Origin of the sequence: Pleurocapsa sp. PCC 7319 (assembly GCF_000332195.1) — a bacterium.
Lineage (GTDB): Bacteria > Cyanobacteriota > Cyanobacteriia > Cyanobacteriales > Xenococcaceae > Waterburya.
In genome coordinates, this window is sequence record NZ_KB235924.1 from 53,851 (window position 1) to 74,896 (window position 21,046).

15 protein-coding genes are annotated in these 21,046 nt (G+C 40.3%); 12 read left to right on the plus strand and 3 right to left on the minus strand.

What is annotated here, in order from left to right; all coding sequences use genetic code 11:
- Positions 1 to 26 precede the first annotated feature (26 nt).
- The 3 genes from PLEUR7319_RS37535 to PLEUR7319_RS0133345 form a co-directional block, all read right to left on the minus strand.
- Positions 27 to 4,052: an AMP-binding protein gene (locus PLEUR7319_RS37535; protein ID WP_019509583.1), complete on the minus strand. Its 4,026-nt coding sequence runs from the start codon at positions 4,050 to 4,052 to the stop codon at positions 27 to 29.
- A 196-nt stretch (positions 4,053 to 4,248) separates the two neighbouring features.
- Positions 4,249 to 4,428, minus strand: a complete 180-nt coding sequence (locus PLEUR7319_RS43025) for a hypothetical protein (RefSeq protein WP_019509584.1) — start codon at positions 4,426 to 4,428, stop codon at positions 4,249 to 4,251.
- Positions 4,429 to 4,662: 234 nt separating this feature from the next.
- On the minus strand, positions 4,663 to 5,181 hold the full coding sequence (locus PLEUR7319_RS0133345) for a hypothetical protein (RefSeq protein WP_019509585.1): 519 nt from the start codon (positions 5,179 to 5,181) through the stop codon (positions 4,663 to 4,665).
- A 667-nt stretch (positions 5,182 to 5,848) separates the two neighbouring features.
- Between PLEUR7319_RS0133345 and PLEUR7319_RS37540 the strand changes: the two genes are divergently transcribed.
- The 12 genes from PLEUR7319_RS37540 to PLEUR7319_RS0133400 all read left to right on the plus strand — a co-directional run bounded on the left by PLEUR7319_RS37540 (position 5,849) and on the right by PLEUR7319_RS0133400 (position 20,967).
- Positions 5,849 to 6,511, plus strand: coding sequence for a hypothetical protein (locus tag PLEUR7319_RS37540; protein ID WP_019509586.1), 663 nt, complete (start codon positions 5,849 to 5,851; stop codon positions 6,509 to 6,511).
- A 59-nt stretch (positions 6,512 to 6,570) separates the two neighbouring features.
- Positions 6,571 to 7,377, plus strand: coding sequence for a DUF4388 domain-containing protein (locus PLEUR7319_RS41130; protein WP_063822291.1), 807 nt, complete (start codon positions 6,571 to 6,573; stop codon positions 7,375 to 7,377).
- Complete coding sequence (locus PLEUR7319_RS41135) at positions 7,371 to 7,835, plus strand: response regulator (RefSeq protein ID WP_063822292.1); 465 nt, start codon at positions 7,371 to 7,373, stop codon at positions 7,833 to 7,835. Before PLEUR7319_RS41130 ends, PLEUR7319_RS41135 begins: the two co-directional genes overlap by 7 nt.
- Before the next feature lie 44 nt (positions 7,836 to 7,879).
- Complete coding sequence (locus PLEUR7319_RS39825; RefSeq protein ID WP_026102942.1) at positions 7,880 to 8,158, plus strand: Mo-dependent nitrogenase C-terminal domain-containing protein; 279 nt, start codon at positions 7,880 to 7,882, stop codon at positions 8,156 to 8,158.
- Positions 8,159 to 8,262: 104 nt separating this feature from the next.
- Positions 8,263 to 8,652 (plus strand): response regulator transcription factor, encoded by a 390-nt coding sequence (locus PLEUR7319_RS0133365; RefSeq protein WP_019509588.1) that lies wholly within the window; start codon positions 8,263 to 8,265, stop codon positions 8,650 to 8,652.
- On the plus strand, positions 8,652 to 9,200 hold the full coding sequence (locus tag PLEUR7319_RS37550; protein WP_019509589.1) for a chemotaxis protein CheW: 549 nt from the start codon (positions 8,652 to 8,654) through the stop codon (positions 9,198 to 9,200). The genes PLEUR7319_RS0133365 and PLEUR7319_RS37550 overlap by 1 nt, the downstream gene beginning before the upstream one ends.
- A gap of 208 nt (positions 9,201 to 9,408) precedes the next feature.
- Positions 9,409 to 12,210, plus strand: coding sequence for a methyl-accepting chemotaxis protein (locus PLEUR7319_RS37555; protein ID WP_019509590.1), 2,802 nt, complete (start codon positions 9,409 to 9,411; stop codon positions 12,208 to 12,210).
- Positions 12,211 to 12,370: 160 nt separating this feature from the next.
- Positions 12,371 to 12,571, plus strand: a complete 201-nt coding sequence (locus PLEUR7319_RS0133380) for a hypothetical protein (RefSeq protein ID WP_019509591.1) — start codon at positions 12,371 to 12,373, stop codon at positions 12,569 to 12,571.
- A 499-nt stretch (positions 12,572 to 13,070) separates the two neighbouring features.
- Positions 13,071 to 16,337 (plus strand): hybrid sensor histidine kinase/response regulator, encoded by a 3,267-nt coding sequence (locus tag PLEUR7319_RS0133385; protein ID WP_019509592.1) that lies wholly within the window; start codon positions 13,071 to 13,073, stop codon positions 16,335 to 16,337.
- A 125-nt stretch (positions 16,338 to 16,462) separates the two neighbouring features.
- Positions 16,463 to 17,770, plus strand: a complete 1,308-nt coding sequence (clpX, locus tag PLEUR7319_RS0133390) for an ATP-dependent protease ATP-binding subunit ClpX (RefSeq protein WP_019509593.1) — start codon at positions 16,463 to 16,465, stop codon at positions 17,768 to 17,770.
- A 280-nt stretch (positions 17,771 to 18,050) separates the two neighbouring features.
- The gene (locus tag PLEUR7319_RS0133395; protein WP_019509594.1) at positions 18,051 to 18,653 is read left to right on the plus strand and encodes a DUF1003 domain-containing protein; all 603 of its coding nucleotides are present in this window, start codon (positions 18,051 to 18,053) and stop codon (positions 18,651 to 18,653) included.
- A gap of 955 nt (positions 18,654 to 19,608) precedes the next feature.
- Positions 19,609 to 20,967: a DUF2382 domain-containing protein gene (locus PLEUR7319_RS0133400; protein ID WP_019509595.1), complete on the plus strand. Its 1,359-nt coding sequence runs from the start codon at positions 19,609 to 19,611 to the stop codon at positions 20,965 to 20,967.
- Positions 20,968 to 21,046: the final 79 nt, after the last annotated feature.

Here is a 21,046-nt window from a genome sequence, read left to right on the forward strand (position 1 = left end):
ATTTGGGGTTGAGGTAGAAAAAAGTCTTAATTAGAATTTCTTTGGCGAACGACAGCAATTTGTTCGTTAAGTAATTGAGCCATTTCCGCCTCTGATATTTCTTCTAAGTCCTCTGTCATTGTCTGCGAATTAGACAATGGCATTAAATCAGGTTCTACTATTTCTTGGTCAGCTTGAGAATTTGCTAATAGTTGATTAAGTTCACTAGCTAAATGTTGGGCTAAAGACTTAATGGTAGGGAAGTTCCAAACAATAGTGGCTTCTATAGGTGATTGCAACCAATCTTCAATTTCTTGGGCTAAATTTACTGCCATTACCGAATCCAAACCATAGTCAGCAAAAGATTGACTCGGATCGAGTGATGACATTGGTATTCTCCATTCTTTGTGCAGTAAGTTAATCATCCAGTTTTGGATCGATTCAACAGTGTAAATGGAATTATTCTCTATAGGTGCAATAGTTTGGGAGTCGTTTACTGAATCTGAAGAGCTATTATTACTTAATTTCTTTATTTCCCGATCTAAACTTATATCTGCGTTATCGAATATCACCTGAGGACGCAATTGATTATCTGGCTCCCGTTCTAGTCTTAAATATTCATCTAATCCTTGATCTTCTCCTGCCAGAGTTTGTTCTAAATCTCCAATAGTCTGAGTATAATTACCAATAATTGAGCTGGTAACTTCTCCATTCGCTAATATTGCTTCTCTAGGACCTCCCCACAAAGCTGTTTGACACTTATGCTCAAAACTAAGCTCTGCCCATTCCCTTGCTCGAAGCAAACGCTCTGAGGTATTCTGTCTGCAAGCTTCTTGGAGAACAGCCAGTAAAATAGCCGAGGTGGCAATTTCTCCTGCTAGGGTAGCAGCCCAACGCATAGATGTAGTGCGATCAGAGAAAGCAGATTGCTTATCTAAATGACGTTCTTGGATTTGAGCCACAATAGTTTGTAGGTCCCGAGCTAGATCTGGAGCATCCAATATGTGAGAGAGAAATCGGTGTAATTCATCACTCTGATTGAGAGTCCGAGAACCCAAATACATATTAAGCGTTTCTGTCGGACCTTCAAAAATTCGACATACTCTCGCATCTCGTAAAAGTTGAGGTGCAATATTATTTTCGAGATAACCTCTTCCTCCTAAAAGTTGTATTAGGCTGTCCGTAGCTTGCCAGAAAAACTCTGCTCCCGCAATTTTACAAACAATGTACGGTTCGACAGGTAAAACATGACCGCGATCGAGTAATCTAGTCATCCTGGCAATTAATGTCTCTAAGCCGGCAATCTGGGCGTTGAGTTCTCCTAATCGCGCTAAAGTGACAGGATTATCTAATAATCGTCCGGTAGAAATAGATCGACGAGAGGCATAACGTAGCATCAGTTGAGCGCAGCGTTTCATTCCACCCAAACCAAAGGCACCGATAATTAAACGACCATACATCATGGCATCTTGAGCAGCATTCATACCCTGACCAACTTCACCTAAAAGTTGATTTGCCGTTACTCTGGCACCTTCAAGATAAATAGTATTTTGAATCATGCCTCGCATTCCCAAAGTCATACACTCAGGACCTTGACGTAATCCTGGCGTGTCTTGACGCACCGCAAAACCACTAATTCCTTTTGGTTGACCTTGATGGTCTAAAGTTTGAGCAAAGATATTAATCACTCCAGCCCAAGCTGCTAAACCACTCCAATACTTAGTTCCTTTTAAGCGCCAGACTCCTTCTCCTTCGGGAGTAGCGGTAGTAGCGATCCCTCGAGGATTGGAGCCAGCACCAGGTTCCGAAACCGCAAATGCAGCCAGTTCTCGACCTGTAGCTAGTTGAGGAATCAATTCTTGTTGTAATGAACTCCGACCATACTTAAGGATCGGACGAGTTCCCAAAATATTATGATTGAACACAACTAATGCTAGGGATTGGTCGATCGCGCCCAACTGTTCCATAATCCGCATCGTATCGGAATTATTAAGGGCTAAACCTCCTTGGGACTCGGGAACTTGCAATCCTAATAGCCCACGATTACCCAAATCAAGCACAATATAGGGAGGTATACACCTGCGTTCATCTATTAGACGAGAATTAACTCGCTCATTAGCATAACTACGCAACCATTGAATTAATTCATCCGTTTTCGCTTTACTATTTTTAGCTGAGTTGTTAGTAGCTGGCTCTACTTTTTGTGCTTGAAGAGAAGTGACATGATTAAGAGAATGATACCTATTATTACTTGCTCCATTTTTTTGTTTCAATTCTAAAGATTGCTCTCTGTTATCAGCATTTCTCAAATTGGCTATAGGAGATTGCCAACTGGCGATCACACTTAAATTTCCATTGAGCCAATCTCGTCGACAAGCACTACGTTGAATCTTACCGCTGGAGGTTTTGGGAATGGTGCCGGTTTTTAGTAAATTAACGGCGTAGACAGGGATTTCATGTTCTTCGGCTACTAATTTACAGATAGTTTCCATCACTCGATCTGGATCTATTTTCTGTGAATGACCCCGCTCAATTTCCTGAACTATTATTAGTCGCTCTTCTCCATCCACCTCTGCGGAAAAAGCAGCTCCATTTTCCGGTCTTAAGGATGAGTTGGATTCCTGTACTGTCCATTCAATATCTTGGGGATAGTGATTAGTACCGCGAATGATAATTACATCCTTAATCCGGCTACTGATAAATAGTTCTTCCTCATAGATAAATCCCAAATCGCCAGTACGCATAAAGGGACCTTCCCCAGTATCGGCAATGAAGGCGCGAAAAGTAGCATCTGTTTCTGTTTCACGCTGCCAATAGCCCTGAGCTACACTGGGGTCAGAAACCCAAATTTCACCTACTTCATCGAAGTCACATCTAGTCAAAGTTTGGGGGTTAACAATCGCCACCTGAGTATCACAGACTAACCCTCCACAACTTACTAACCGTCGTACTACTGGCTCGGAGTTATCTGCTTTTTGTATTCGACCTTTTTCTAAAGCACTTGGTTGAAGATTAAGAATAACTGGTGCTTCAGTTGACGTGCTGGTCGAAACTAATAAAGTTGCCTCAGCTAGTCCGTAAGCAGGACTCATTGTCTGAGGACGAAAACCACACGAGGCAAAAGTTTGGATAAAACTTTCTAAAACTTTGGGGTTAATGGGTTCTGCTGCATTACCTGCTACTTGCCAATTACTTAAATCTAGTTGTTCTCTTTGTTTTGGCGTAATTCGACGCACACATTGTTCGTAGGCAAAATTGGGCGCTTGACTGTGGGTAGCTCGATAGTGAGACATCGCCTGGAGCCAATGAAACGGTCGCCGAATAAAACTAAAGGGAGACATATAGTAGCAAGGAGTACCATTGTACAGTGGTTCGAGTAGTCCTTCTACCAGCCCATAATCGTGAAAATAGGGCATCCAGGTAACTGTTACACTATCTTCATTGTATCCGCATGCTTTTTGTAAATTGGCACAGTGAAATAGAATGTTTTGATGGCTTATTGCTACGCCCTTTGGTGTCGAAGTAGAACCAGAAGTGTATTGTAGATATGCTAAAGCATTACTAGCTATATTTGGCTCTTGCCAACCCCGAGCCGATTCTAAATCTATTTCTTCGGTAGCTAGCCAGTGCATTGCCTCAAATTCTGGAGTTTGCTTTGACTGTTCCTCAACTAAGGAAATAATCCCTCTCGTGGTAAGTACAAAGGAGGCTTGAGCATCTTTGGCGATCGCCTGTAGTCGAGGTAAAGTTCGCTTGAGTCTACTAGCTTCTGGAGCAGGAGCGGGAATGGCGATCGCTCCTGCATACATGCAACCAAAGAAAGCAGCTATAACTTCTAAACTTTGAGGATAAAGCAAGAGAATTCGTGCACCTTGCACTTGAAACTTTTGTAATTGCGCTGCGATCGCTCTTGCTTGACGATCTAGCTCTTTATAACTCAAAGCATCACCTTCTACATTTCCATTAGTCATAAAAATGTAAGCTTGCTTGTCTTTTTGTTGATTTGCTCGATAGCGCAAAAGTTCAATCAGTGTAGAATATTGAGTATTTAAATTGGGCAAAAATTGCATCATTATACCTAGATTTTTTGAGCACATGTGTCAAGTTTTACTCAAAGTAACTATATTTTTAAATAATTACCTTAAAAAACTTCTTGATAATTTTAAATTTAAATTTTTTTTACTTCTAAAACTAAATATTCGATAAAAAAACTCTTGTTAGTTAGACTTTACTTATTTTTAGAACTTTACCTACCTACAAATAACTAAATTATGGACTTCTGGCTCTTGATATAGAATAAAATATTAGTAGTGGCTGCACAATAATATGCTTTTCTAAAACATATTCACTATAGTCAGCTAAATTGTCAATACCTAAAAAACTCAACCAAATTTCAGTTACTAGCCATAGGGATATTTTCAGTAATAGCTTTTTCCATTGCACCTTCATTAGCTTCAATCTCCTTAAATCATTACTAACCTGAGTAATAGGTGATGCGTAACTAATTTTGCCTATATATATTAGCTACAAACTAGTGGTTTGTTTCTTACAAATAATTGTAAGTAAATTTAATTAATTACAATTATTTTGTTTTTGATTTGATTCAAATTATAAAGTTTATGTTTCTATTAACTCAAAAGTTTTATGTATAGAATACAGTTTTAAATTTTTGATTTCTACTTATTACCTCATTTCTAATTGCCGTAGTAGCCTTGACAATGATACTTCATCTAATTTTACTAAGGTTGTAGTGATGACTCTTATTGCATCTATATAGCTCAAATAAATTTCATATTTTTCTCGTTTATCGGTAGGAATTTTGTCAAAGGCAACTCCTTTACCCCAACGATGAATAGTATTAGGTTTAATTTTTAAGAGGCTAGCAATCAAATTAATACACTGTTCTCGATAACCATGTTCTGACTCCATGGCTAAAATTTGCCCCTCTGTGAAACGAGATTTACCATTTTTCTTAGTAGCTTCTAATCCAAACCAACGACGACAAAATCTTCTAGGGTGCATTCCCTGTTTTTGGTTAATACTAGTTTGTAAAATCTTGGAAGAAAGACTGATTAACTGTTTATCTCTTTTTTGATTACAAGAGTATAGTTTATCTTGAAAACCAAACTTATTTTCTACTAAATTATTGTTTTGATTAGAGCTAACTAAACTACTTACCGGAATATTTGTCTTATAAATCATTTAATTACTTCTCCAGATGTTAATTATTGATTGAGTGTTGTTATAAATAGCAATTAGGCGGAATAAAAAACTGCTAATTACTTTCAAGCATCTGGTTTTTTATTTCATTAATAAAAGTGTTGTTTAATACTTCTAGTTAGCTTTCTGGAATAAATGGCGTAACTCTGCATTTTGTTACATTACTCAATAATCCGCTTGATTTCACATCTCTCTCAGAAAAAGTAACAAGCCGATCAATTAGGGAAGACTTCATTTTAAAACCGTAGTTCTCAAACGGGATAATTTTTAAAAGATTTTGGATTGCGGTACGCGTACCGTGGGTCAATTTTTCCCGTCTCCCTATTTCCTCATGTTGATAATTTCTTAAAGTCCAAGAGAAGAAAACTGATAGAACAAGGAATCGACAGAAAAGTTTAGTAACGAGTTTGTAACCTTTGGTCAGTTAGGGTGAGGAGGAGTAAAAAAGGCTCGAGGCTCAGGAGTTGGTCAACCAAACTAATTAGTAGTCTGAACAAAAGTCGGAGTCTCGAGAAGTAAAAAAGGTAGTGCCAAAGAGTGTTACCGACAATTCTAAACTAAAGCCTAAAACAACAGTATTATTCACCAGAATAACTTTTAACCAAGAAAATAAGCCGAAAAAAGCAGCCAATCAACCAAGAAATGTTCGATGAATAAGATAATAACTTTTAATCATAACCAAAACCATCAAAGTCAAACAGCCAGTGTGCTCAATTATCAGCCAAGTCCAGAGCTGAGTCCAGAAGTCGAAGGCACCGCCGAGGTACATAGCCTAGCAGCAGTGATCGGGAATGTGTATCTGGGAGAGAGAGTAATGGTAGCGCCAGGAGCCTCAATTAGAGGAGAACGGGAGCGACTAGTGTGGGTGAGTCAAGAGGTGCAAATAAGAGATGGAGTAATAGTACAGGGAGTAGACACAGGACATCATCAAGAACTGATGGGGGAGCCGGTAGTAGAGGTAAATGGACATTACTATGGAGTGTATATCGATAGAGGAGTGACTCTAGCCCATCAATGTCAGATATGCGGACCAGCAAGTATCGGAGCAGAGACCTATGTGGGGATGCAATCACTAATCTTTAGAGCGACAGTAGGAAGTAATTGCGTGGTGGAGCCCAAAGCGTTGGTGATGGGAGTGAATATAGCAGATGACCGCTACGTACCAGCAGGAGCCTTAATCACAACTCAAGCAGCCGCCGATGATTTGCCGGGAATCAGCCCCAGATACTCTTCTCGCCGTCGACAGCCGATGGTAGCCCAGGGGAGAAAATTCAACGCCAAAGTGATTAGCTCAGAAAACCAGGTAGCTTAAAGCCGAAAATTGTACCGCCGTCTAGTTAATCCATTAACCATTGATTGTCCAACAGAGAAATGAATAAAAAAGCTTCTGCCAAATCGACAAATTTACGAGCCCTCAAAGGGCAAGCCCTATCAGGAAATAAGTTTGATTTACCAACCCAAGGCGAGTTATTTGAAACCCTCAAACAACTGAGATTTGATGGTCGAGTAGAGTTAAGAGAGTCCAAAGGAGACCGTTGGACGATCTATCTGCATCTGGGTCGAGTAGTGTATGCCACAGGAGGAACACATCCGGTCAAAAGATGGCAGAGAAACATCATCACGTATTTGCCAGAGCTGACAGCGCAACTGGCGGGGGAAACATCAGACCTGTCGCACATGACGGCAGAAAACTGCAATCGGTGTTGGCAGTATCAACTACTGTATGACTGGGTCAAACAAGGAAAAATAAATCGACAACAGGCAACCAAGATCATCTGGTCGACAGTAGTCGAGGTGCTGTTTGATATTACCCAAGCGGGAAACATTAGCTACGAATTGCAGCCGGGAGAATCATCGGCTCAGGGAATAATCCTGATCGATGGGACTCGGATAGTAGCAGAGGTGAGGCGTCAGTGGGCATCATGGCAAGAAGCTCAAGCCACAGATTTTAGTCCCAATCTCGCACCGGTGATTAGAAAACCAGAGGAGTTACAACAAAGTACCTCAGCGAACTTATTTGAGATGCTGAACCAGATGTTAAGCAAGGAGCAAACGCTAAGAGATCTGGCGTTTAACATGAAGCGAGAGACCCTATCGTTTACCCGGTCTTTATTGCCCTACTTACAGTCAGGGTTAGTCGAGTTAATCAATATACCAGACCTGCCGAACCAATGTTAGGAGTATCCTCAGAGGTGAAGTTGCAGCCACCATTAATTGCCTGTGTAGACGATAGCCCGTTAATCTGTAGTTCCTTAGAAAAATTTATGACGGGAGCAGGGTATCGTTTTGTGGGAATCAACGACCCGTTAAGAGCGTTTAGTATCCTGATGGCCCTCAAGCCAGATCTAATCTTTCTGGATTTAATGATGCCCAATATCAACGGTTACGAACTGTGCAATAAACTGCGTCAAATATCGATCTTCCAGAATACGCCGATCATCATCCTGACGGGGAATGATGGCATGGTAGACCGAGTCAAAACCAAGTTGGTAGGAGCCTCAGACTTCCTGAGTAAGGCGAATGTGGATAAGCAGGCAGTCAAAGAGACAATGAGAAAACATCTTCGGCACTGCACCCTGAGCCAGCTGACAGGGAGTACGGCAAGAGACTTAAATTCGCGTCAACAAGTAGCTTAGAGGGTGCCAAAACTGTAACCAATCAACCAAGTAGAGCCAAAACCATGAATAATTTTCCGATTATCTTATTCTTCTTACAGCGATTACAAAAAAGACTAGAGAGAATAGAAATCAGTAGTCCTAGTCTAGCCAGATGGATTTGCCGAGTGATACCGGCAAGTTGTCCGTTTGAACGGGAAATCAAACTGGGTTCGTATACCCTGCTATCGATTCCGCCACTGTGTAAGTTGAATCCCTTTTATGACCAACTGATGCTGCTGAGGTTCAAATCATTAACCTATCTGGCAGAAGAATGTCATGAAGATTTAACCCTCTACTGTTAATTGGCTGTGGCTGGCTCTTGGCTAAAGATATCGAGCCAGTCAGATTTAAAATCTCATTTAGGATCGCTCCCATATTATCAATTCCTTTACCTGTAATAAAGCTCATGAATACAGCCCTGATTATCGAAGATTGTCTAGTAGACCGCAAAGTGTTGGAATTGGGTTTACATCAAAGTGGTTTTGAGGTGCTCACAGCTCAAAGCGAAGAAGAAGCCCAAGAACAACTGCGACAATACCAACCCGATGTAATTTTTCTCGATGTTTTACTACCAGGTCGGAGTGGATTTGAAATCTGTAGACAGTTCAAAAATGACCCCAGAACCAATCAGATACCGATCATCTTTTGTTCGAGCAAAGGAACGGAGTTAGATAAATTTTGGGGACTGAAGCAGGGAGCAGATGCCTATATCACCAAGCCAGTGGCATCACAAGAAATAGCCAGGATCTTGAGAGAAGTAATCAACCCAGAGAATTTAACTCAGGAGGTGTCATAATGTCAGCGGAAATATTGGCCACAGGGGTGAAGGAGTCAGAAAACAAATCCCTGGCTCCAGCTTCGAGCAGGGGGCAATTTTTGCGATTACATCTGGGGGGAGAAACAGTCAGCTTACTGCCGGCAGAGCAAGTGATGCAAGTATTGACGGTGGCCACGGAGTTAGTGGTGCCGATGCCCCACATGGCCAGCTGGATCATGGGGGCGTACAATCATCGGGGAGAAATCCTGTTGCTGGCAGATTTAAGTCATTTAATGGGGTTGGGACTGATCTCGCAACAAGCCAGGTCAGTAGCCAATTACACGACAATTGTGGTTCAGGTAGGACCAGAAAATGCCGCCAATCGGCTACTGGGATTAGTCGTGGACCAGGTCAAACGCACCGAACAGTGTGAATTGAATTCAATTCAGGCAGCAACGGCAGAGGGCAATAGTGAGATGGGACAACTGTTGCAGGGTTACTGCTCGCCATCAGCCAGTGAAGTGTTGCCAGTGGTGGACCTGGAGCTGGTTTGGCAAAAGATTGTCGAAGACCCCATCAGTGGTTGAGGTGGGTCAGAACGATAACGGGTGAACGAAAAAAGGTGTGGGAGTTAAATAAGACAAACGCTTGAAGTAACGAGTAAAAAGTAACGAGTAACGAAAATTTAAATTTTGGCCACCGTAAATTTCGCTCACCCAACGATAAATCAGCCAGTTCACACTTAATTCTCAACTGAGTCAAATATTCTACACACATCTAGTCTGAATTATTCTAATGATTACTAATTTATTTATTCAAGATTCATCAGGAGTTAGAAATAAAATTACTCAAGCCAAAAATGCCTCGAAGGTGCTCAAATCAGTGGCGGCTTCGGAATTACCACTAAAGGAGCGCATCTTCCGCTCGTGGACGGGGTTAGATTTGCGACGCAAAGCCACCTTAATTGCCCTAGCAATTGGCATCGTACCGATCGCCACGGTGGGGGGGGTAGCCCATCATTTAGCGACCCAATCGTTGATGAAACAGATCGTCAGCGATCAAGAGAGTACCACCTTGGAGATCAGACAAAAAGTCAGTCTGTTTACCAATCATTTGATTAGTGATATCGATTCCATTGCCAGCTCGCCACTATATACAGATTCGGGAATCAACCAAGTGGCATCAGTATCGCAGAAGATTGCCCATTTAGATAACTACATAGATACCCATCGGCATCAATATGACAGCATTGCCATGTTTGATACTAATGGTAATTTGATGTTTCAATCAAAATCGCCACGACCGTTAGACTCAACAGAAAATTATAGTAACCGGGAATATTTTCAGCGAGCGATTGAATCCCAGTCAGTGGCGGTGAATACACCAGAGATCAATTCGGCAGCATCAGTGAACAATAGTCTCGATATAGCCGCCCCGATTAAGGATGAAGAGACGGGAGCGGTGATTGGGGTACTGGCAGCTCGAATGCCGTTAACCAATTGGCAGCATATCTTTCAACCATCTCTGTTGCGGGGATTAGAACACAAGCTAGTCGATAGCAATGGACAAGTATTTGCGGCAGATGAAAGAGAGTTACTCGGTCGAGATGCGGGGATGGATTTTAAAGACCTACCGGAGCTGATGGCGCAGGTACAAGAGAAACTGAGCAATGGAGGCAAAGCAACAAGTATCATCGGTACCAGGGTGATGTTTGATAATAATGACCGAGACGATTCGATCGTCAGTGTGGCCTCGATCCCGCAAATAGAGGGCGTAATGGGTTCAGGTTGGCAGCTGGCGGTATCCACGCCAGTAGATGAAGCCTTTGCGCCGCTGAATCAATTACGTTTAACCTTACTGCTGGGGACGACGGGAGCAGCCTTGTTGATTGGGGGTCTGGCAGCTCTGCTGGCTCATCAAGCCACCTTACCGATTGTGGCCGCAGCCGGAGCAGTCAAGAAGATTGGACGGGGTGATTGGGATACCCAGCTGGAAGTGACCGGTTCCGATGAGTTAGCGACCCTGGGGAGTAACATCAATAAGATGGCAGTACAGCTCAAGTCGCTGATTGTACAGAAGGATAAAGCAGCCAGACGCTCCCAACTACTCAAAGATTTGACCCTCAAACTAGCAGGAGCAGTCGATTCACGAGCGGTGTTTCAGTTAGCAGTCGAAGAAATCATCCCGATCCTCAAGGTAGACCGGGCGATCATCTATCGTCATCAACGGGATGAGCAAGGAGAGATTGTCGCCGAAGCAGTCAAATCAGACCGGGTGGCGAGATTACAGACCAAGGTAGCCCAACTCAACTATCTGCATCAATATCTGATGGAGGATGACTCCGAACAGGTAAGAGTGGTCAATAATATTTACCAAGCCAAATTCAAGCTGCCTCATTTAAGAGAACTCGAAGCATTTGAAGTCAAATCAGAGTTATCAGCACCGCTATTTGTGGGACAACAGTTTCAAGGATTTTTGGTAATCCAGCAATGTGACCGTTCACGAACCTGGAGACAGGGAGAGATTGACTTTTTTGCCCAACTAGCATCTCAAGTGATGTTAGCCAAAGAGAGAACGGACTTGTTACTGGAGCAAAAAAGCCTCAAGGAACAACTGCAACAACAGGCGATGGAGTTATTGATGGAGGTCGACCCGATTAGCAAAGGAGATTTAACCATCAGAGCGACTATTAGAGAGGGAGAGATTGGCACGATAGCTGACTCCTACAATGCGACGGTAGAAAACCTAAGGCAAATAGTGACCCAGGTGCAACAATCGGTGACCCAAATAGCGAGCACCACGTCGAACAATGGGGAGATCGCCCAATCCCTATCTTCCAGTGCTACGGAACAATCAGAAGCGATCGCCTCGGCACTGAAACAAATCAAGACGATGACCGAATCGATTCAAAATGTGGCAGCCCATGCCGAATTAGTGGAAAAATCGTTCCAAGAAGTAACCAATACAGTAACGGTGGGCAATTTAGGCATGGAGCGGACGGTAGAAGGAATCTTTGCCATCCGAGAAACCGTAGCTGATACCGCCAAAAAAGTGAAACGGTTGGGAGAATCATCCCTAAAGATTTCTAAGGTAGTCAACCTGATTAATAGTTTTGCCGACCGGACCAATCTGTTAGCGTTAAATGCATCCTTGGAGGCCAATCGCGCCGGTCAAGATGGACAGAACTTTGCCATCGTGGCTGAGGAAGTGCAAACCTTAGCCAAACAGTCCGCCGAAGCGACCACGGAGATTGAAAAACTAGTAGCCAGTATCCAGCTAGATACCAAAGAAGTATCGACAGCGATGGAACAGGGCACAGAGCAAGTGGTAGCGGGGACCAAGTTGGTCAATGAAACCCGTCAAAAGTTAAATCAGATTGCCTCATCGAGTACGGTAGTGGGAGATCGGCTCAAGCAGATTGCCCAAGAAACAGTTCAGCAGTCACGAGCCAGTCAGCAAATCAATAATACTATTGCTGAAGTAGCCCAAATCGCCAGCCAAACTTCAAGTGATGCGATCGCCGTTTCTGACTCGACCAAACAGCTGTTGAAGATCACCGATCAACTTCAGACCAGCGCTCAAAAGTTCAAAGTTTAATTGCTACTTACTATTTCTCAAGAGATGAATTGTGGGCTTTAGCTGTGAGTTTTTAGCTAGTACTAGCTCTGATTCATCTCCTAGTCCTAATCTTTTGATTGGCGATTGACGGTTATGGGAGCAGCACTAATCACTCAGTTAATTATTTAAAGCCCAAAATATGAATTCCGAAGCTAGACCAGTAAAACAGTTAAACCTCCATTTTTCCCAATTAGAGCAGGGGATTGAAAGTACTTCTCTGGCAAATCGAAGTCGGCGAAACCAGCGATGGCAACTCAAGTTGTTGCGAATGTTCTGGGAATACCGTCATCGTCGTTTTTCTGCTGTTAGCATTCAAGTAGATCGGCGATCTGCTTTTTGAATAATTGCATTAGCACAATTGATAACTATTTCTTATCTATACACTTTTTGTTTCTAGTTTGTTACTTTTGATTCTTTAATATGATGTCATGCTAAAAAGCTCAAGTAATTTACTAGGAGATATAGTAAAGCAGCTTAGAATTATATTTTAAAAAAATATAAAACTTCTAGGATAGATTTAGTCAACCTTAACTAAGTCTAATAGTTATCAACAATAATCAGGATGTTAGATTACATCAAAAATATATTAATTAACGCTAAATTTTCCGTTGCTAAATTAAAGTTAAGTCATGAGTACAAAAGTTAGGAAAGCAAAACAATTTCACCCCAATTTTCGAAAATTAAGACCTGATTTTAATCGTACTCAAAGCAAAAGTATAGAACACAGTAATTTATTGTTGGTAATTTTGCTACAGCTATCAATGGCATCAATTTTCCTTCATGCTTATTTTCTCCATTAGAGCAACTAGCAGTCATTAGTTCTAAATTATTATTACATCATGATAGATTCAGAAAATCGCGCTCACGCTTACGAATTCTTTCTCGAAGAAGTTCCAGAGTTATTACAAATCTTGGAAACAGGTTTGCTCAATCTACAGCAAAGTTGTAATCCTGGCAAAATTCATGATCTAATGCGAGCAGCTCATTCTCTCAAAGGAGGAGCTGCTACTGTAGGACTTAATGCTATCAAAACCATTGCTCATCGCTTAGAAACTATTTTCAAAGCCTTATCTGTCGAAAATAAAATTGATACCGAGCTAGAAACTTTATTGTTAAAAGCTTATGACTGTCTACAATTACCATTAAATCAACAAATAACTACTGGAAGTTTTGATTCAGAATTGGCTTTGAGCAACGCTGATTCAACCCTGACTCAAATTGAAACTAGACTAGGAGATGCCTTACAAGCAGCAGAAAACTATGTTCCTAGCTCTGATGATTTGGGTATTGATATAGTTTCTAGTCTGTTCGAAGTTGATATCGCTCAAGGGATTGACCATATAGCTAAGGTTATTGCCGAGCCGCAAAACTTTGACTTAGTGGCAGAAATACGGACTCAAGCCGAGGTGTTTAGTGGTTTTGCTGAAATGCTAAACTTATCGGGCTTTGGTGCGATCTCTACTGCAACTATAACTGCTCTTGATGCCAATCCCAGTGCCGCTTTAGAGATAGCTACTCTAGCTTTAGATGATTTTCTGAATGCTAAAGAGCAAGTTTTAGCCGGCGATCGCAAGAGTGGTGGTAGTCCCTCAGAAACTCTGTTAGCATTCGGTCAAAAAGAGCGCTCGCCAGTAGAAAAGACAGAGCATCAAGCAGTTGCTTCTTCTAATCTCAGCTCTCTACAGATGGAAGCGGAAGTAATTTTTGAACCAGAAGAATTAGATTTTACTGACGATCCTGGACTCTCTAGTTTGGTATTTGTGGGTTCAAATTCCTCGCTAATACCTTGTGAAAGTTTTTTAGAAGAAGAGGATTTAGTATTCACTGCGGAAGAAGAAGAGGCATTTTTCTCCGAACAAGAAACATTAGTTTTCTCCGAAGAAGAAGAAGAGGCATTTTTCTCTGAAGAAGAGGATTTAGTATTCACTGCGGAAGAAGAAGAGGCATTTTTCTCCGAACAAGAAACAGCAACTACTGATCAAGAACCACTTTTCTCGGAGCAAGATACTCTAGTCTTTTCTGAAGAAGAAGAAGAACCACTGTTCCCCGAACATCATCAACAAGCACAAATTGTCACGGAACAAGACCCAGAAACAACATCTTCCACAGAGTCAGAGGAACTAGAGACAGTTAACTCTTCTACTCAACTCAACCCTGCTGCTAATTTTAAAATTCGAGTTGATTCTCATCGCTTAGATAAAATTAATAATTTTGTGGGCGAATTAGTAATTAATCGGAATAGCCAAGCTTTACATCAAGAACAACTACAAACAATTTTAAGTAAACTCCAGAATAGATTAGAACAATTTCAACGTTTAACCTATCAATTTCAGGAAATATCCGACCGAATTTCGATCGCACCAAGTCATCATAACCCACACCAAACTGCATCCTTAGGCGATTTTGATGCTTTGGAAATGGATAATTATGGCAAAGTATATTCCCTAACCCAGGAGATAGTGGAAGAGACGATGCAGTTTGAGGAGGCAGTAGACGATATTGTTCTCTACAAAAGACAGTCAGAAGATACCCTCAAGCAACAGCAAAAAACACTGTCCCAATTGGGAGAAGAACTGATGTGGGCGCGAATGATGTCTCTGGATCAGATACTGGGTACTTTTCCGCGAGCGATACGAGATTTATCAGTTAAGTACCAAAAACCAGTCAATCTAAACATGAGTGGGACAGAAGTTCTAGTTGATAAAGGTATCTTAGAAAAACTTCATGACCCCTTATTGCATCTAATGCGAAACGCTTTCGATCATGGTATTGAACTACCAGAAGAAAGACTGCAACAAGGAAAATCAGAAGCTGGTCAAATTGATATTTGTGCTTATCATCAAGGTAATCGTACGTTAATTGAGATTAGAGATGATGGTCGAGGTATAGAGGTCGAGAATATTGCTAGAAAGGCAATTGATCGCGGTTGGTTATCAGTCAAGCAATTGGCAGAGATTAATCAAGATAAACTGCTCGACTTTATTTTTGAACCAGGATTTTCGACCACTGACAAGGTTAGCGAACTTTCGGGTCGGGGTGTGGGACTAGATGTAGTTCGTTCTCAGTTAGAAGCAATTAAAGGAAGTGTTACTTTAAGCTCCACCCCAGGTGAAGGAACAACTTTTACTTTAAGCTTACCTTTAACTCAAACGATCAGTCCGATGATGGTCTGTTCAGCACATTCTTCAGCAGTTGCTATACCTGCGGTTAACGTTCGTGAGATTATATTACCTCAGGAGGAAAAAATAAATTTCTCAGGAAATCAACGGATGTTATCTTGGCGCGATCAACTGCTACCAGTATACCGTTTGAGTGATTTATTAGAGTATAGGTATCCTAGTCCAATTCGCTTTCGGAGTCGAACATTTGGCAATGTATCGAGTTCACAAATGTCATCTCTACCTCTATTAGTCATTAGTCAGGGGGAACAACAATTTGCCCTGGAAGTTGAAGGCTTGAATACAGAGCAAGAACTAGTAATCAAACCCATAACTGTGGCGATCGCTACTCCCAAGTATATTTACGGCTATGCCGTTTTAGGAGATGGCTGTTTAATTCCGGCGATCGCCCCCACTACTTTGTTAGCTTTTGACCGGGAGCGAAAATCTGCTAATCAAGATCAGCACAGAAGTTTAGCTGCTCAAGATACTCTGAAGCAGCAAGATTCAGTTCCCACTGCCTTAGCTGTTGATGACTCAGCAATGATGCGTAGATTACTAACTCGTACCTTGCAGAAGGTTGGTTATCGCGTATTAACAGCCAAAGATGGTTGGGAAGCGCTAGAACTTTTACAACAAAGTACTCCAGTACAGCTGATTGTTAGCGATCTCGAAATGCCCAATCTCAATGGTTTAGAGTTACTAAATCGCCTAAGACAAGATGCTCAGCTCTCTCAAATTCCTGTGGCGATGCTGACTTCTCGTAGTAATGATAAACATCGCTCTTTAGCCATGACTTTAGGAGCTAGAACTTATCTAACTAAACCGTATATTGAGCAGGAATTCCTGGCCGAACTACAAAAAATTATTGACATTGATGAGCAGAATTCCCCTCAAGCCAAAGGCTTACTTCTGTCACATCGACCTTTAGGCGTCTCTGTTGCCTAAAACTGTACAGATTTGACTTAGTTACTTGACTTACCCATCTTATAGAGAGAATCTCTATTCCCTTAAACTTTCAGCTTGTTTCCCAATTTAGTTCCACCTAGCTATTTAATATTTCAAAAATAAAAATGACTATAGAACCTATTCAATTAAACTGTTCCTTCTGTGGCAAGTCTCAAGATCTAGTTAACAAACTCATTACCAGCGATAGTGTTTGTATTTGCAATGAATGTGTTGAATCATGTAGTGAATTGTTAATTGACAGTCAACCAGATGAGAGTAACCAAAATAGTAAGCAAAATTGGCTAGATCATCCCTTACCTAAACCCAAAAAGCTGGTGGAGTACTTGGACGAACATATCATCGGTCAAGAAGACGCCAAAAAAGTTTTGTCCGTGGCGGTTTACAATCATTACAAACGTCTTCGACATAAAGCGGCTCAAGAAGAATCATCATCTACTGATGAAGGGCTCGAATTACAAAAATCAAATATTTTGTTGGTTGGTCCTACTGGATCGGGTAAAACTTTACTGACTCAAACATTGGCTAAAGTACTAGATGTACCTTTTGCGGTTGCTGATGCTACTACTCTAACCGAGTCAGGTTATGTGGGTGAAGATGTCGAAGGTATCCTCTTACGTCTTTTACAGGCAGCAGAATTAGATATCACTGAAGCAGAGCGAGGTATTATCTATATAGATGAAATCGATAAAATTACTTGTAAAAGTGAAAATCCTTCAATAAGTCGTGATGTATCTGGAGAAGGGGTACAACAAGCTTTATTGAAAATTATTGAAGGAACCATTGCTCATGTACCTCCTCAAGGAGGCAGAAAACATCCTAATCAAGAATGTATTCCTGTAGATACTAGTAATATTCTCTTTATTTGTGGTGGTGCTTTTGTCGGATTAGAAAAAATTATTTCTCGTCGTAGCAACTCAAAATCTATTGGTTTCGTCTCATCTAAAGTCTCATCTAAAAAAGTCAAGTTAGAATCTCGAGCTAAAGATAATTTGTTGCAGGATCTGGAACTAGAAGACATAGTCAAATTTGGCATTATCCCAGAATTGGTGGGACGATTACCTGTGGTTACTACCTTAGAACCTCTATCAGAAGAAGCTTTGTTTACCATATTGACCAAGCCGCGTAATTCTCTGGTCAAACAATATCAGGAGTTAATGCGTATGGACAACGTTAGATTAGAGTTTGAATCTGAAGCTCTACGAAGCATCGCTCAAGAAGCTTATCGGCGTAAAACAGGTGCCAGAGCTTTACGAGGACTGATTGAAGAGTTGATGTTAGATATCATGTATGAAGTTCCATCTAGACCAGATCTTACTCACTGTTTAATTACTCAAGAAATGGTAGATCAGCATTCTACTGCTGAATTATTACACTATCCTTCTACTCTATCTTTACACAGAACTGTTAGCTAATCTAAATGAGAAATATTTCTATAGCTCATGAAAAAGTAGAGTTTACCTAGAATAGATCGAAAACAGAACTTGGATAATAGCGTTAGTTACATATCACCAGTTTCATAGGGAAGCAAAAACTGATTCTAATCCCTCAATTAAATCAAGTTGAGGGAATACTATTTCAATATTTCTCTTATAAAAGCTAAAAGTGATAAGATTTCTTTCTGGAGACAGAAGTAGTTGAACTTAGATTAATTTAAAGTGCAGATATAATTTTTTTAAACAGAATGTTGAGCGCATGGTTGCTTCAAAATCATCTCCTATAATTCCCCCCTCAGCACAATCTATTTATATCGATGGTGAAAAATATCCTTTATCCGAACAGGTTGTCAAAAACATTGAGAAGATAATTGGATTTCAAGCCAAACAGGAACAAAAGTTACCTTTGCGCGATCGTCTTATCGAGAAAATAGCTTCTTTTTTTGGTAAATCGGAATTTTTATATTTACAGCTATTATTTTTTACCAGTTGGAGTTTATGTAGTCATTTAGCACCAGAATTATTACCTTTTGGTTTACCCAAGTTCGATCTACAAGAGATGGGAATAGATATCACTGCATTACTCATTGCTACAGGAGTCTTGGTACAACAAACCCGTCAAGATAAATTAGCCGAACAACGATCGCATTTGATTTTACAAATTAACCTTTTGACCGAACAAAAAATTGCCAAATTAATTGAGTTAATTGAAGAATTACGAGAAGATATACCAAATATACGTGATCGCTATGATTGGGAAGCGCAAATTATGCAACAAGCAACCGATCCTCAAATTGTCTTGGATATTCTACAAGAAAATTTAGAACAGGCTGAAACAGAATCACTTCAGTCAGATTCTTGACACTCCCCGTTAAGCCACTGACTACGCTATCGCTATTTTGTCGCTTACAATCTCTAACTATTAACCGATTAATTCCCTAAGAATCAACTTGGGATTTGGGCAGTAGTGAGTCTTCAAAAATCGACAATTATCTCTTTAAGAGAGGCAACTTCTCAAACAAGCAACCCCTCTTCATATTCATTCCTACTGGGCTTTCGGATTACGATTATGATCCATTTTCCATTGTATTAAACCATAAAATCCACAAACCACCGTAATCACCTCTAAAGCGGTGATTATTACTAATACTACATCGTGTTTCATTTTCTTCCTATTCTGTGTGAAGTAAGTATAAGATCCTTCTCAAATTATCTTTCTTGTTATTATCTTGGTGATTAGACCATTGCAAGAAAGGTTTTACTCTCGTTAGTAGAATTTTCTACTCATTAATCTTAGATCTTATACTAATGTTATGAATGATTTAGTACTTGGGTATACCTATTATAACTTTTTTGTAATAAGTTGATTCGCCAAGAATTGTCTATTTTTAAAATAAAAAGCGATCGCCTATGATTAAAAGCGACCGCTTAATACACTAATAAGTCTAATCAAAATATATCATTCAAAAAGTGTCAAAAAGGATACGACCGACATCATAAATAAAATGAAAAAAATCAACGTCATTATCGAGAAGATCTAGTAAAAAATTACTATTGATGATCGCAAATACTATAGATAAACTCCCCACAATCTATCCAATTTTTCAGCTAGCTTTATTAGATTTAAGAGTTAGTTCCCAAATAATTAGAAAACTTTAGCTTAGTAATTTTATACTCAAAAATCTTATATTTGTAATCGTTTAATACTATGACTTTAGCTGTATTTAATATTATCTATATCTACCTCATAAGTTAGATGAAACTTAAACGAATAACTAATAACCTAAGAATAATAATGCAATGAGGAATAATCAATTATGGCTTTAGCAAAAATCGCCGATTTATACCCTAACTATCAAGAAGATATATTTGGTGGCGGTGATATCAAAAGCTTTTCTGTTTACGATTACACCAACGATAAAATTGGTTCTGTTCACGACATTATAGTAGATGATACAGGTAGATTTCGCTATCTAGTTATTGATACTGGTTTTTGGATCTTTGGTAAAAAGGTTTTGTTGCCAGTTGGTAGGGCTAGTATTGATTACAGTCAAGAACGTGTATATGCCAGTGGTTTAACTAAAGAGCAAGCGGAAAACTTACCAGAATATGATAGTGATATGACTATCGACTATGACTACGAAGAAAAAGTTAGAATGACTTATCGTGGTAAAGATTACGATACTAACAGTCCCGTTTACTCCCAACAAGCAAACGCATATAATAGCGGGGTTTATAGTGATGGTCGGAACGCACAACTATACGATTTGAACTCCAATAATCACGGTAATATTGTTAGATACGAGCAAAACTTGATTAATAATCGCGATCGCTTTAACCTCAAATCTGGAGTAAATCTTTATAAGATAGGAGATATTTACCCTGATTATCGTAATCTCTTTGATAACGATGACTTATTAAGTTATTCTCTCTACAGTAATAATGAAGAAAAGGTTGGTTCCGTGGAAGATATTTTAGTTGACCGAGATGGTCACTTCCGCTATTTAGTAGTTGACACTGGATTCTGGATTTTTGGCAAAAAAGTCTTGCTTCCTTTTGGGCGCGCTCGCATTGATCGTAATCAGAAAAGAGTATATGCTACTGGATTGACAAAAGAACAAGCAGAGCATTTACCTGAATATAACAGCGACATGACTGTAGATTATGACTATGAGGAAAATGTCAGAAATGTCTATCGTGATGAGTATTCGGGCGTCAGTACAAGTACTTCTTCTAGTTATGATTATGATCGAGAACCTAGTCTTTATTCACATCAAGAAACTGATGGTCGTCAAAGCCTTAAGCTTTACGAAGAACGTTTAGTAGCTAATAAAGAGCGTTTCCGTACCGGTACAGTAACGGTAGGGAAAAAAGTTGAGACTGAAACTGCTACTGTTTCGGTTCCGATAGAGAAAGAAAAAATCATCATCGAACGTAGCAATCCTACCGATTCTACTGCTGTTACTCCAGGTGCAACTGCATTTAATGAGGGAGAAGTAGCTCGAGTAGAAGTTTATGAAGAGTCAGCCGAAATCGAAAAACAGGCGTTTGTAAGAGAAGAAGTAAGTGTTCGTAAAGAAGTAGAAAAAGATACTGTATCTGCTCGTGAAACTATTCGTCGAGAAGAATTAGATATTGAGACCGATGGTGAAGGGTTAATTGACAATGATCGATAGGCTCGCGTGTTTCCTCTGGCTCTCTGAAAGACTGTTTGTAAGTTGTTGTAAACAAGCTCTTATGTCCAAGAGGTAAACC